Source organism: Coprococcus sp. OM04-5BH (genome assembly GCF_003482105.1).
GTDB lineage: Bacteria > Bacillota > Clostridia > Lachnospirales > Lachnospiraceae > Coprococcus.
The window spans coordinates 1,087,372-1,102,354 of sequence record NZ_QULM01000001.1 but is presented as its reverse complement, the minus strand read 5'-3'; the positions used below and the strand labels follow the sequence as shown (position 1 = coordinate 1,102,354).

At 50.4% G+C, this 14,983-nt stretch carries 11 protein-coding genes; all 11 read left to right on the top strand.

Annotation, left to right across the window (positions count from 1 at the left end; translation table 11 throughout):
- Positions 1 to 223 precede the first annotated feature (223 nt).
- Genes DXB54_RS04885 through srtB form a run of 11 tightly spaced genes read left to right on the top strand, consistent with a single transcriptional unit; the run spans position 224 to position 14,977 of the window.
- Complete coding sequence (locus DXB54_RS04885; protein WP_005361081.1) at positions 224 to 439, top strand: Maff2 family mobile element protein; 216 nt, start codon at positions 224 to 226, stop codon at positions 437 to 439.
- A gap of 10 nt (positions 440 to 449) precedes the next feature.
- Entirely contained in the window at positions 450 to 1,313 is an 864-nt protein-coding gene (locus tag DXB54_RS04880) for a VirB6/TrbL-like conjugal transfer protein, CD1112 family (RefSeq protein ID WP_005361084.1), read from the top strand.
- 38 nt (positions 1,314 to 1,351) lie between these two features.
- Positions 1,352 to 1,804, top strand: a complete 453-nt coding sequence (locus DXB54_RS04875) for a SpoVG family protein (protein ID WP_064785871.1) — start codon at positions 1,352 to 1,354, stop codon at positions 1,802 to 1,804.
- A complete protein-coding gene (locus tag DXB54_RS04870; protein WP_005361089.1) occupies positions 1,804 to 2,361 on the top strand; it encodes an MT-A70 family methyltransferase in 558 nt (185 codons plus the stop codon). The genes DXB54_RS04875 and DXB54_RS04870 overlap by 1 nt, the downstream gene beginning before the upstream one ends.
- Before the next feature lie 2 nt (positions 2,362 to 2,363).
- On the top strand, positions 2,364 to 3,104 hold the full coding sequence (locus DXB54_RS04865; protein WP_199676945.1) for a hypothetical protein: 741 nt from the start codon (positions 2,364 to 2,366) through the stop codon (positions 3,102 to 3,104).
- 36 nt (positions 3,105 to 3,140) lie between these two features.
- On the top strand, positions 3,141 to 3,575 hold the full coding sequence (locus DXB54_RS04860; RefSeq protein ID WP_071144312.1) for a PrgI family protein: 435 nt from the start codon (positions 3,141 to 3,143) through the stop codon (positions 3,573 to 3,575).
- Entirely contained in the window at positions 3,514 to 5,949 is a 2,436-nt protein-coding gene (locus DXB54_RS04855; protein WP_373196400.1) for a VirB4-like conjugal transfer ATPase, CD1110 family, read from the top strand. The genes DXB54_RS04860 and DXB54_RS04855 overlap by 62 nt, the downstream gene beginning before the upstream one ends.
- A 33-nt stretch (positions 5,950 to 5,982) precedes the next feature.
- The gene (locus DXB54_RS04850) at positions 5,983 to 8,661 is read left to right on the top strand and encodes a CD1108 family mobile element protein (protein ID WP_118694396.1); all 2,679 of its coding nucleotides are present in this window, start codon (positions 5,983 to 5,985) and stop codon (positions 8,659 to 8,661) included.
- An 18-nt stretch (positions 8,662 to 8,679) separates the two neighbouring features.
- The gene (locus tag DXB54_RS04845; protein ID WP_025577937.1) at positions 8,680 to 8,925 is read left to right on the top strand and encodes a DUF4315 family protein; all 246 of its coding nucleotides are present in this window, start codon (positions 8,680 to 8,682) and stop codon (positions 8,923 to 8,925) included.
- The gene (locus DXB54_RS04840) at positions 8,915 to 10,027 is read left to right on the top strand and encodes a DUF4366 domain-containing protein (protein ID WP_118694395.1); all 1,113 of its coding nucleotides are present in this window, start codon (positions 8,915 to 8,917) and stop codon (positions 10,025 to 10,027) included. Before DXB54_RS04845 ends, DXB54_RS04840 begins: the two co-directional genes overlap by 11 nt.
- Positions 10,028 to 10,066: 39 nt before the next feature.
- A complete protein-coding gene (gene srtB, locus DXB54_RS04835; protein ID WP_118694394.1) occupies positions 10,067 to 14,977 on the top strand; it encodes a class B sortase in 4,911 nt (1,636 codons plus the stop codon).
- Positions 14,978 to 14,983 lie beyond the last annotated feature (6 nt).

Below are 14,983 nucleotides of genomic sequence, written 5' to 3'. Positions count from 1 at the left end.
CATGACGCCCTGGCAGGCTTTGTTTTTGTCACGATGAAAGGAGGATTTTTTGAGGATTCGTGATTCTCCCTGAAAAGTAAATAACCGCAGGATTTTTCCTGCCCCATGCCGCCGTGCTGTTTGAAACAGATTTTTTCTAAAAACAGTGCGGCGGCTTTTTTTGTTTCCGGCCTGATACGGCCATATCACAAATTAAAATTTCTGAAATTAAAGGAGGAACATTATGGCATTTTTTGCAAGCGCGATTGATACTTTGAAGATCCTTGTGATCGCCCTGGGCGCAGGTCTGGGCGCATGGGGTGTTGTAAACCTTCTCGAAGGTTACGGAAATGATAACCCAGGTGCAAAATCCCAGGGGATCAAGCAGCTTATGGCAGGCGGAGGTATCGCTCTGGTTGGTGCAACGCTGATCCCGCTGCTTTCCGGCCTGTTCGGTTAAGGGCTGACTTATGGGCAGTCTGTTTGAATGGATAACAGACTGGATTAAAGAGGGTCTGATCGATGCGATCACCGGACAGTACACCAGTATTTTCAACTCCGTCAACAACCAGGTTGCGGATGTGGCAAATCAGGTAGGACAGACCCCGCAGGGCTGGAATGGCGGCGTGTTTTCCATGATCCAGAATCTTTCGGAAACCGTCGTCATTCCCATTGCGGGCATGATCCTTACCTTTGTTCTTGTGTATGAACTGATCCAGATGATTCTCGAAAAGAACAACATGCACGAATTCGATACATTCAACATCTTCAAGTGGATTTTCAAGACTTTTGTTGCCACTTACCTGCTCACCAACTGTTTTACGATTGTGATGGCGGTCTTTGATGTGGCCCAAAATGTGGTGTCGCAAAGTGCCGGTGTCATAAACGGGAACCTGGATGTGCAGGCGGCGTTGTCTGATCTGGAAACCCAGCTTGAAGCAATGGGAATGTGGGAACTGATTGGACTGTGGCTGGAAACCAACATCATCAATCTGTGTATGTGGGTACTGTCCATCGTGATCTTTGTCATTGTATATGGCCGTATGATCGAGATTTATTTAACCGTGAGCCTTGCACCGATCCCGTTTTCCACAATGGCAAACCGGGAATGGGGACAAATGGGAACTGGGTATCTGCGTTCCCTTTTTGCCCTGGGTTTTCAGGGTTTTTTGATCCTGATCTGTGTTGCCATTTATGCAGTGCTGGTCCAGTCTATCCCATCGTCCGGCGATGTGCACGGCGCGATCTGGGGAACGGCGGGTTATACGGTGCTGCTGGCCTTTGCCCTGTTTAAGACAGGTTCGTTATCCAAATCCATATTTAATGCAAGATAGCATGAACAAAACCAATTCTAAAAAGGAGGATTTTATATATGAGTAAAACCAATACAGAAAAAATGGCGCCGGAGACACAGACGCCGGAAATGGCAAACGGCATGAAGCTGGATGTCCGCGTGCGTCCAATCGCCCCAATGGGAAACCTGCTGGCGTTTGCCAATGTTACGATTGGCGGATGCTTTAAGATTGACGGTTTCCGTATCTGTTCCAGTGAAAAGGGGCTGTATGTCAATATGCCCGCAACCCAGGATAAGGGAGGCAACTGGAAAGATGTCTGCTGGCCGGTTACGGCAGAGTTCCGCAAGCAGCTCAACGATGCCCTGATCGATGGGTACGGGCAGGCTATTGAAAATTTGCAGGCAACTCTTGAAGCAACAAAGGGAGCTGCGGAAAAGCCTTCCCTGACCGGTGCATTGAAGGAAAATGCCGGTAAGGTCAAAGAACAGCCGACTAAACCTGCCCCATCTAAGAATGAGCAGGCTCGCTAATGCCGGAAACGAAACAGTACGGCATTATCTATGCCGATCCGCCCTGGCATTATGACAGGAAACATGGAAGCGGCGTTGCGGAAAACCATTACCCCACAATGAGCATTGAAGAAATCTGTGCCCTGCCGGTATCGGAACTTGCCGCAAAAGACAGCGCCCTCTTTCTGTGGGCGACCTTCCCACAGCTCAATGAAGCCTTCCGGGTGATCGACGCCTGGGGGTTCAAATATAAAACGCTGGCTTTTCTATGGCTCAAACAGAACCGGAAAGCGGATAGCTGGTTTTATGGCATGGGCTTTTGGACCCGCTCAAACGCGGAGGTCTGCCTGCTGGCAACCAGAGGCCGTCCGAAACGCCAGTGTGCGGGAATCCATCAGTTTGTGATCTCCCATATTGAGCAGCACAGCAAGAAACCGGACGAGGTGCGGGATAAGATCGTAAAACTCATGGGCGATCAGCCCAGAGTGGAACTGTTTGCAAGACAAAAGACTCCCGGCTGGGATGTATGGGGCAATGAAGTGAACTGTACGCTGACTATGCCGGAGCGAAAGGGGTGATTTTGATAGAACAAGATGCAAAGCGGCTGCTTATGGAACGGCTGGACGAGTGTTTGAAGGTTCATGCGGATATGCTGGATGCACAGAACATCGGCAGCATTTACGAGTTGCAGGGATTTTCGGAACTCCACTATTATCTGAAGGTTGAGCATGTATTTACTCCGGCGGAAGTAGAGGCACTTCTTTCTTTTCAGGACCCGTTGGATGTAGCCCGATGGTGCTGGGAAGAAAATAACCATGAACACAGTTTCCCGATCTGCGATCTTCTCAAAGAAATTGATGCAGAGCAAAAATTTGAACATTTCACAAGCGAGCCTTCCGCACAGGACAAATATACGCTCCTGATGAAACGACTGGGACAGAATTACTTTGCCTACCGGGAAAGCCTTATGTCAAAGGATAAGGAATCCTTAATTGAAAAAGCTGCTGAAATTACAGCCATGCAGGAGGCGTATTCCTATCTGACAACAAAGTTTGAGTTCGGGGATGAAATGCTGGATGATGTGCTGGCGCTTGAGAATCCTTTGAAATACTTTGCAGACCGTTGGCTTTTGCCAGTTTCGGATGTGTTCGACGTGGATATGGATATTCGGGAAAATATTGCCGGAATCCGAGACAGCCAGGAATACCTGTGTCAGAGAGGACCGGCTGTTTCTGTCCTGGCACGGCTGCAAAATGCGGCTCAGGAAGTGCGGGAATGTCCGGCTGCGGAGAAAGCGGTACGCGATTTTGGTGCACGCTAATGGACCGGAAACTATATTACGATGGGAGGTGTATAGATGCCTTATGTACCTGTACCAAAGGATTTAACCAAAGTTAAGACCAAGCTGGCCTTCAATCTGACGAAGCGCCAGCTTATTTGTTTCAGCCTTGCCGGGCTTGTCGGCCTTCCGGTGTATTTCTTTACCCGCGGGGCGATCGGGAACTCGGCGGCTGTACTTTTGATGATCGGGCTGATGATGCCCTTTTTCTTCTTCGCCATGTATGAGCGTGACGGGCAGCCGGCAGAAAAGATTTTGAAGAACCGGCTCCGTTATAAGCTCTGGCCGAAGGACCGTCCATACAGGACGGATAACCTGTATAAATCTATGTCAAAGAAGGAGGTTACAAAGATTGCCAAAAAACAAGCAGCAGGAAGCTCAGGAAAAGCGTCTGCAAAAAAACATCAGGCAGGCCAAAAAGACCAGAGCCGATGCAAAGCAGGGCAAAACTAAGTCTGCCCGTTCCAAGCCGTCTAAAAAAGGCGGCTTTTTTGCCGGGCTGAAAGCAGATGCCCCGCAGACGGTCCAGCAGAGCATTCCCTACCGTGAAATGTACCGGGATGGGATCTGCCGGCTGACTGATACCCTTTACACCAAAACGGTGCAGTTTTTTGATATTAACTATCAGCTTGCACAGGCAGATGATAAAGCACAGATCTTCGAGGGTTACTGCGATTTCTTAAATTACTTCGACGCCTCGATCCATGTGCAGCTTACCTTTATCAACCAGCGGGCCAATATGCAGGATTTTACCAGAAGCATTGACATCCCTCCCCGCGGCGACGAGTATGACGGAATCCGCAGGGAATACGGGGATATGTTAAAGAACCAGTTGCAGAAAGGAAATAACGGTCTCACCAAACGTAAATACATTACCTTTGGGATCGAGGCAGATGACCTGCGTACTGCGAAAATGCGTCTGGAACGCATTGAAACGGATGTGCTGGCAAATTTCAAGACCCTTGGAGTCCAGGCAAGATCCTTAAACGGACTGGAACGTCTGGAGCTTCTTCACAGCCAGCTTCACCCGGACGGTCAGGAAAAGTTTCATTTCCAGTGGTCGGATCTGCCTAAGACCGGTCTTTCTACCAAAGACTTCATTTCCCCATCCGGGCTGTCTTTTTCAAAGGATGGAAAGACATTCCGGGTAGGCGATCATTCCGGTGCTGTCTCCTTTTTGCAGATTTTGGCGCCGGAGCTTACCGACCGGCTTTTAGCGGATCTTCTTGACTTAAACGACGCCGTGACCGTCAACCTGCATATCCAGTCTATCGACCAGGCGCAGGCGATCCGAAACATCAAGCGTAAAATGTCGGACCTGCAGAAAATGACCATTGAGGAACAAAAGAAAGCGGTCCGATCTGGGTATGACATGGACATCATTCCCACCGACCTTGCCACCTATGGAGAAGAAGCCAAAAATCTTTTGCAGGATTTACAGAGCCGCAATGAGCGCATGTTCCTTGTGACGGTACTGGTGGAAAATATCGCTGCCAAACGTCAGAAGCTGTTTAATGATATTTTTGCCGCTTCGGGTGTGGCACAGAAATACAACTGTGCCTTAAAACGGCTGGATTACCAGCAGGAACAGGGGCTTATGTCCTCGCTTGCTCTTGGTACGAACCAGATTGAGATTGAGCGCGGGCTTACGACCAGCAGCACAGCGATCTTTGTACCGTTTACCACCTGTGAACTGTTCCAGGAGGGCGAGGCATTGTATTACGGCCTGAACGCCCTTTCCAATAACTTGATCATGGCGAACAGAAAAACGCTGAAAAACCCCAATGGGCTGTTTCTCGGTACCCCAGGAAGCGGCAAATCTTTCTCTGCCAAGCGTGAGATCGTCAATGTGTTCCTTCTGACGGAGGACGACATCATTATCGCCGACCCGGAAAATGAGTATGGGCCGCTGGTACAGCAGTTCGGTTCCCAGGGGCAGGTCATTGATATTTCCCCTACTTCCACGAACTACATCAACCCGATGGACATCAATCTGGACTATTCCGATGATGAAAACCCGATCACTTTGAAAAGTGATTTTATCCTGTCGCTGTGTGACCTTATCATCGGCGGCAAAGAAGGACTTTCCCCCATTGAAAGGACGATCATCGACCGTTGTACCAGACTGGTGTACCGGGAATACCTGCAGGACCCGTGCCCGGAAAATATGCCGATCTTAGGTGATCTTTACGAGCTGCTTTTGAAACAGTCTGAACCGGAGGCACAGAATATCGCAACGGCGCTGGAAATCTATGTCAATGGTTCCCTTAACGTGTTCAACCACCGTTCCAATATCCAGATGGATCAACACCGGGTACTGTGTTTCCAGCTTAAGTCACTGGGAAAAGCCTTAAAGGAAATCGGGCTTTTGATCATGCAGGATGCGGTGTGGAACCGTGTCACGGCCAATCGCTCCAAACATAAAACAACCTGGTTCTATATCGACGAATTCCATCTTCTTTTGAAAGGGCAGACAGGAAGTTTCAGCGTGGAGATCTGGAAACGCTTCCGTAAATGGGGCGGAATCCCATCAGGTTTAACGCAGAATGTCAAGGACCTTCTGGCTTCCCGTGAGATCGAAAATATTTTTGAGAACTCAGACTTTATCTATATGCTCAACCAGGCCCAGGGAGACCGTCAGATTTTGGCAAAGCAGTTGGGAATCTCCCCGCACCAGCTTTCGTATGTGACCCATTCCGGTCCCGGCGAGGGGCTTTTGTTCTTTGGAAATGTGATCATCCCCTTTGTGGACCACTTCCCGAAGGACACACTCTTGTACAGCGTGCTTACCACAAGACCGGATGAAGTAGCGGGGACCAAAGCGTGAGACAAAAATTAAAATGGATCGGAGGTGAGAACAATGGCACACGACAGGGAATTTCAAAGGAAGCGCAAAGATACCCGGATGCCGGTGCGTGATTCCCACGGGGAGGATCAACCGGCAGCCAGGCAGACCGAACAGGATTTTGACCTGCGCAGGGCACGGGACACCCCTTCTTCTGTCAACGGCAAGACACACAGGCAGGACATCCCTGTACAGACGGAATTTTCCCATCTGTCACCGGAAACACCGGCGTCCTTGCTGGAACAGGGCGAAGCGTATGCAACCGCTTTGGATGGTTTTTCGGAACACTTTGAGACACCGGATGCTACCAGGACAGCGCCCCCGATACAGGACAACGTGCGAAGCAATTTCCGGCAGGAGGCTTCCAGGCGTTCTTTTGTAACAGAGGATGTGACAGACCATGATACCGGAAAATATGCTCCTTCTTCCGAAGGCTCAGCCCCACCGAACGGCACAGACAGATCCGGTCAGGAACACCGTTACCGAACACACCAGCATGGGAACAAATATCAGCAGCGTTTTCAGGAAGCGGCACAGGCGGAGGAACAGGCAGCGCAGAAGGAAAAGGGTATGGATAGCGAACCGCCGAAAACATCCAAGCTGGAATTTACTGCGGATGAACTACCGCCGGAGACAAAGGATAAAAAGCTCACCCATGCAAGACGGAATGCGGAACGGACTGCACAAAAAGCAGAGCAGGCGCAAAATCGTCTACCTGCCCGGAAGAAACTGCGCATGGAGACGGTTTCCGACCCGGAGACCGGAAAAGCCAAAAAACACTTAAAATTTGAAAAGGAGGTCAAATCCCAAAAGGTCCATGTAAAAGGACCTGTACCCCTGCGTCCGGTCAAGGCGGGCGCCAATACTGCCATTGGTTACGCTCATAAAAAGATTTATGAGGCAGAGGATGAAAATGTGGGCATCAAGGCAGCCCACCGCTCTGAACTTGTGGGCGAGGCAGGGCTTCGCACGGCATATCACCGGCATAAAACTGCCCCCTACCGAAAGGCAGCGAAATTACAGCAAAAATCAGCAAAAGCAAACGCAAGACTTGCTTACCGGCAGGCTCTTAGCGACCACCCGGAGCTGAAGAAACATGCGATTGCCCGGATATGGCAGAAACAAAAACTGAAAAGGCAGTATGCCAAGGCTGCCCGTGAAGCCGGGAAACAGGCAAAAAATGCCGCAGTCGCAACAGAGAGGGTCAGCGTCGGTATTGTCCATGCGGTCAAACGACACCCTGTAATCTGCCTTGTCCTCCTGCTTCTCCTTTTGGTAATTTTCCTGATCACGTCCCTGTTTTCCACGTTCTCCAATATCGGGACCGGCGGTTTGGGAAGTCTGGCTGCTTCTACCTATCTTGCAGATGATCAGGACATCAACCAGGCGGAGCTTACCTATACCGAATGGGAAACGGATCTGCAAATGGAAATAGACCGGGTGGAATCAGACCGCCCCGGCTATGACGAATACCGATATAACCTGGGCGCAATCGAGCATGACCCGTATGTGCTGATGGGGTATCTGACTTCTGCTTATCAGGGATTTACTTACGATGAAGTGGAAAGCGTGCTGCAGCAGCTTTTCCAGGAACAATATACCCTGTCCTTTTCAGAAGAAACCGAGATCCGTTATCGCACAGAAACTTCCGTTGACCCGGAAACCAGAGAAGAAACCCAGGAGGAAGTGCCTTATGAATGGCGCATCTTAAATGTCAAACTCACGGTTATACCTCTGGAAAACCTGGTCGTTTCCCGGATGAACGCAGACCAGAAAGAGATCTGCGAGATCCTGCTGCAGACAAAAGGAAACCGCCAGTATGTCAAAAATGTCTTTGGCACCAACTGGCTCCCTTATGTGACCAGCTATTACGGCTACCGGGTACATCCCATCAGTGGGGAAAAGAACTATCACACCGGTGTGGACATCGGAATGCCGGAGGGCACAGAGATCCTTGCCGGGCATGACGGAACGGTCACCCTTGCGGGAAATGCCGGCGGTTATGGCTTATGTGTTGCCATTGAAGGCGAGGCATACGAAGGACATACCCTGACGACCAAATACGGGCACTGTTCCCAGATCCTTGTTTCTGTCGGTCAGGAAGTCAAAGCCGGGGATGTGATCGCAAAGGTCGGAAATACCGGAAATTCTACCGGTCCCCACCTGCATTTAGAAGTCCTGGTTGACGGCCAGTATTTGAATCCCCTGTATTTTGCCGATACCGGCGATACCAGCGAACGGCACCTGCCGGAAGTTGGTTCAGGCGGCACAGGAAACTACTTCGATTATGACATTCCACCGGAAGCCCTTGCAGATGAACAGTTTGCCGCAATGATGGCCGAGGCGGAAAAATATCTTGGCTATCCGTATGTATGGGGAGGCGCAAGCCCTTCCACTTCCTTTGACTGTTCCGGCTATGTGTCCTGGGTAATCAACAACTGCGGCGTTGGCTGGAATTTTGGAAGGCTGACCGCGGATGGTCTTTTAGGTGTATGTACGCCGGTATCAAGTGCGGATGCAAAACCGGGCGACCTGATCTTCTTCCAGGGAACCTACAACACCAGCGGCGCAAGCCATGTAGGGATCTATGTGGGAAATGGAATGATGATCCACTGTGGAGACCCGATTTCTTATGCAAACATCAATACAAGCTACTGGCAGCAGCATTTTTATACATTTGGGCGTCTGCCTTAACAGATTGGAGGTAATAAATTGAATCCTAAAATTGAAAAACTGGAAAAGGAAATTGAAAAGACCAAAACAAAGATTGCGGAAATGCAGGCAAAGCTCCATAAGCTGGAGGAACAGAAAACAGAACTGGAAAATACCGATTATGTGGCGGTGGCGCGCAGTTTCAAACTGACGCCCCAGCAGCTTGCGGATTTTTTGAAATCACAGCAGGCAGCCCCTTCGGAAACTGTTTTGCCGCAGGAGAAGGAGGATGTGCATGAGGCTTAAAAAACTTTCCCTGCTGCTGGCGCTTACGCTTCTTGTAAGTGTCAGCGCATTACCTGTAACGGCTCATGCCGGCGGTTCCAAAGACACCACACCGCCAACGCTGACTGCTTCCCTGGAGGGCGATGCCCTGAAAATAGAAAGCAGTGACGATCTATCCGGCGTGGAGGCGGTCTTTGTTGATGAAAACCGTATCAACTCCCTCACCGATGGGAAAGCGTCGGTTGCACTAAAAGATTATGCAGGAACAGAAAAACAGGTAAGCATATACGCAAAAGATTATGCCGGCAACCGTTCTGATGTGGTAAAGCTGGATAATCCGTATTACAAAGAACCGGCTCCTGAAAAGAAACCTGTTGCGGCAGCACCCCAGAGTCCGTCCGGTACACAGACAAAACCGCCTAAGGAAGAAAAACCTTCCGGCTCAAACGCTGCAACCCCTTCCGGCGGCGGAAATTCTTCCGGTTCAGATAACAGTACCGGACAGCAGGAAAATACTTCTGCGATCCCGGAAGGTGCATTTACCCCGGAAGGCACCGGAACGGTACAGGACAATATCAGCGGTACGGATGGGGAAAAACAGTTTTACACCATCACTACGGACGCGGGCAATGTCTTTTATCTGGTGATCGACGGGAAACGGGAAGATAACAATGTCTACTTCTTAAACGGCGTCACAGAGTCCGACCTGATGGCGCTTGCAGAAAAGAACAATGGCAGCATGAGCATGATTCCCCAGGAAGAAAGCTGCAACTGCACCGAAAAATGTGAGGCAGGAAAAGTCAATACCGGCTGTCCGGTCTGCAAAAATGACTTGAGTGGCTGCAAAGGAAAAGAAAAGCCGACGGAAACCGAAAAACCGGCTGAACCGGAAAAGCCGAAGAAAGAGACCGGCAGTGTCGGCACGATCCTGTTTATCCTTGCTGCCTTACTTGCGGTCGGCGGGATCGGTTACTATGTAAAAATCGTGCGTCCGAAACAGCAGGCCGAGGACGATGCGGAATTTGAGGATGACGGTTATGGAGAAGGCTTTGACCCGGATGAGGCATACGGGGAACCGGAATATCTTTCCGAGGATGATTTTGACGACAAGGACAGCAAATAAGGCTGTCCTTTTAGATTTTATGAAAGTGAGGATTTTTTCATGGAACATATCATAACCAGGCGCCGCGGCTTTCGCAAGCTGTTGGCGTTTTTGCTTTGTATGGCAAGCATTTTGGGGCTTCTTCCGGCTCAGGCTTTTGCCATGTCTGTCGGACAAACAGCAAGCTCCTGGCTGGGCGACCAGTATGTGGGCTCTGATGGAAACCACTACCGCGCCCCGGCACCTTACACCTATCTTGCCTACCATGCAGACGGAACCATCGACGTACACACCAGTTCCGGGGGCAATGCTTACCGGCACTATATGCTGACGGATTCTGACGGGATCAGCCATCAGGTTTACTGTGTGGAGAGCGGGATTCCTTACCATACTTCGGAAAACACCTATGTTTCAGAAAGCGGGACCAACAGCCAATACCTGAACCTGCTTCCTGCCGAGGCAAGGAGGGGGATCACCCTGACTGCGATCTATGGCTGGAAACCCGGTGCGGTGCTCCCTGTTTCCGGGATCAACGAGGATGACTATAAGATGGCAACCCAGATCATCCTTTGGGAATACCAGCAGCAGCTTAGAAGCGATCCGTACAGCCGCCACGGAAACGGCCACGCAGATGGTGACCAGTATTTCAGCGTGATCGCCGGACGACCGGCTGAAAAAGCCTATGACTGGATTCTGGCACAGGTCGCTTCCCATTCCACAGTCCCTTCCTTTACTTCTTCTAAGAAAAGCGAAGCACCGGAACTGGAACTGAAATGGGATGTAGAAAAAAAGGTCTATACCCTGACGGTCACAGATACCAACAACTTGAAGATCGACCTGGAGGCTTTGAAAGGCAGCGGCGTTTCTGTGACAAGAAACGGAAATGAATACACCTTTACCAGCAGGCAGATGATGATGGACCCGGTGCTGTTTGAATTCCGAAAGAATATCCCGGTGGCAAATGACATGCTGATCTGGGGCAGACCAGGCTACCAGACCATGATGACCGGCGCCAGCGATCCGGTTTCCTTCTTTGTAAAGATCAAAACGGAAACTTACGGTACTGCAAAACTTGTCAAGACCAGTGAGGACGGCATTGTTTCCGGTATCACCTTCCATATTTCCGGTACGGACATTTTGGGAAATGAAGTCAATGAGGAAGTCACGACCGGAGAAAACGGCCAGATTGAAAAGAAGCTCCTGCCGGGAACCTATCTGGTAAAAGAGCTGCCGGTGGACCGCTATGTGACCCCTTCCGCACAGTACGTGACCATTGAAAGCGAGCAAACTTCTTCGGTACATTTCAGCAATATCCTGAAGAAGTTCCGCGTCCATGTGGTAAAGAGCGACGCTGATACCGGAAATGCCCAGGGGGACGCCACGCTTGCAGGGGCGACCTATGGGATCTTCCGTGATGGCGAACTGATCGACACTTATACTACCGGACCGGATGGCAGCTTTATGACCCGCTATTATGTATGCGGGGATGGCTGGACGATCCGGGAAATCGAACCGAGCACCGGGTATCTTCTGAATGAAACCGTTTATGAAGTGGGTGCATCCCCTTCCCTGTATGAAGTGGAACTCAATACCACAGAAAATCAGGTGACGGAAACGGTTATTTACGGAAATATCCAGCTTGTCAAGCACACCGATGACCTGGACCCGGATGTGCCTGAGGGCGAAAATACCGACGATCCCAATGCCGGTATCATCGAACGCCCGGAAGCAGGCGCAGTCTTTGAAATTTACTTAAAGGCAGCCGGAAGCTATGACGCGGCAAAGGAAAGTGAACGCGACCTTCTTACCACGGATGCGGATGGTTTTGCTTCCAGTAAACCGCTTCCGTATGGGCATTATACGGTCCATCAAATCGCAGGCGAGGAAGGCAAAGCCTTTGTCCCGGACTTTACGGTATTCATTTCCTCTGACGGAAAGACTTACAGCTATATCCTGAACAACCGCACCATCACAGCCCGTCTGAAAGTTGAAAAATGTGACGCAGAGACCGGAAAGATTATCCCTGTGACCGGAACCGGTTTTCAGATCAAGGATCTTTCCACCGGGGAATTTATCACCCAGACCGTCTACTATCCGAACCCGGAAACACTGGATACCTTCTATGTTTCTGACGAGGGCTGGCTGATGCTGCCGGAGCCTTTGGCCGCCGGGGATTATGAACTTTATGAGGTAGCTGCTCCTTACGGCTATGTGCTTTCCGACCAGCCGGTACCGTTTACCATTGACGGCAGCGAGGCGGTTGCGACGGTCACGCAGTACAATATGCCGCAGAAAGGCCAGCTTACCATCACAAAGACCGGAGAAGTATTTGCTTCTGTCCAGGAAAACGACGGACTGTACCAACCGGTATATGAGGTTGCCGGACTTCCCGGAGCGGTCTATGATGTGATCGCAGATGAAGATATTTATACCGGTGACGGTACCTTGCGGGCAGCAAAAGATACGGTTGTGGAAACACTTACGACCGGCGAGGACGGTTCAGCAAAAAGCGGGCTCCTTTATCTCGGCCGTTACCGGCTGGAGGAACGTCAGGCTCCTTCCGGCTGTGTGCTGAATCCTCAACCGGAATATGTGGAACTGACCTATGCGGGTGAGACCGTAGAGGTTACACAGACAGCGGCCGGTCTTTATGACGAACGCCAGAAAGTGGATGTCACACTTTTCAAGGCAATGGAGACCGATGACCTGTTCGGTCTTGGCATGAACGAGGAATATAAGGATATTTCCTTTGGACTTTATGCTTCCGCAGACCTGACGGCGGCAGATGGCAGCGTGATCCCGGCAGGTGGACTTCTGGAAGTGGTCTCTGTTTCGTCTGTGGAATCCGGCGGTTACAGCGCTTCCTTCGCTTCCGACCTGCCTTTTGGCAGCTATTATGTCAAGGAACGCACAACCAACGGCGCCTATATCCTTTCGGATCAGGAATATCCGGTTGTCTTTGAGTATGCTGGTCAGGAAACCGCCCTGGTACAGATCCTTGTCAATGAAGGCGAGGCTGTTTCCAATGAACTTCTCCGTGGGCGTGTAGACGGTGTAAAAGTCGGGGAAAACCCGGAAGGCGGCGAGGATGTCACGCTTGCCGGTGCACTCATGGGTCTGTTTAGACCTGATACCGAAGAATTTACTGAAGAAAATGCGCTGCTTACTGCTATTACCGGAAAAGACGGCAGTTTTTCCTTTGAGAACATTCCTTACGGACACTGGATCGTCAAGGAGATCTCTGCCCCTGACCTTTATACGGTAAGCCCGCAGCAGCACCATGTATATATCGGTGCAGACGGACAGCATATCGAGATCCGTGTGGAAAACACCCTGATCCGCGGCAGTGTTCAGGTAACCAAAACCGAAGCTGTGGAGGAACCTTCCCCTGTGGAAAAGGAGGATAAGAAAGACAAGAATTCTTTCCTGCGCTTCCTGTCCGGTGCAGTGTTTGACCTGTATGCGGATTCCAACGCCAACCAGGAATATGATCCTGACGATCAAAAGATCGGTACGCTGAAAGAAACCGATGCAGGCTATCATACGGCGGAAAACCTTCTGGCTGGCGGCTACTTTATCAAAGAAAGCAAAGCGCCGGAGGGCTATCAGCCTGATCCAAACGCTTACTATTTCTCCATCACAGAAGATGGACAGATTGCAGTTGTGGAGAATGGAGAAGCCGGGCACGGATTTACCAATGAGGCTTACCGCGGCAACTTAAAGATCACAAAGGATTCCAGCGACGGGCGCAAAGATGGTTTTGCCATCGAGGTTAAGAGTGCGGACGGCTCCTACTGCGAGACATTCACCACTCCAAAATCCGGCGTGATTGAAGTTAAGGGCCTTCGTGTCGGTATTTATACCGTAACAGAAGTTGCAAACCGGGCAAGCAAGGATTACATCATTCCTGATGCCGCTACGGTGGAGATTAAGGCAGATCAGACATCTACAGTCCAGTTCTTTAATGAAAAACCGGAAAAGCCGGATAACCCAAAGAACCCGGAAAAGCCTTCTGTTCCCTCCAATCCTTCCACCCCTCAAAAGCCGGTACCGCAGACCGGGGATGATCCGTATATTTTCCTGTATGGCGGACTGCTGGCAGCCGCACTGATCGGCGGCAGCGTATTTGCTGTGTATTATTTCAAAAAGGGAAAATACAGCAGGACTTCCCCGAAAAGAACGGCTGTCGGGGTTTCTGTCCTTTCACTTTGCGTTCTGGTGGCTCTTGGCAGCGGTTTTTTGGTGTTCCGTGACTTGAACCAGTATGCTAAGAGTAAAGATGCCTATCGAGATCTTGCCGGATATGTGGAAGTACCGGAGCAGACAGCTTCCCCGGAGTCGGCACCCGATCCGACAGAACCAAAACGGGACGATGCCGATATTGTCCTGCCTTCGGTAGACTTTGAAACGCTCCGTGAAAATGGACCGGACATCATCGGATGGCTTTCCCTTCCTGATACGGTGCTCAATTATCCGGTAACGCAGACCGACAACAACGAATATTACCTGAACCATCTTTATGACGGAACCTATAACAAGGTTGGCTGCCTGTTTGCCGATTATGAAAACCGGGCAGATTTTTCAGACCGCAATACGATCATTTATGGTCATAATATGCGGGATGGTTCCATGTTTGCGCTGCTGAACCGGTACGATGAACAAAGTTACTTTGATGCTCACAGGCAGATGTATCTCGTTACTCCGAAGGGTGGTTATGTCATGGAGATCTTTGCGGCTTTTGCAGCAAAGCCGGAAGAATCCGGCAGTGAAACTTCTCCCTGGCAGCTTTCCTGGAAGGATGACGGTGCTTATACTACCTGGCTTACAGCTATGAAGGAACGTTCTGCGGTGGAAAGTGATGTGACTGTGACCTGCAGCGATAAGGTACTGACCCTTTCTACCTGTACGCCGGGCGGCACAGGACGCTTCCTTGTCATGGGAAAACTCGTGAAAGTAGATAACGAAATATAGATTTTA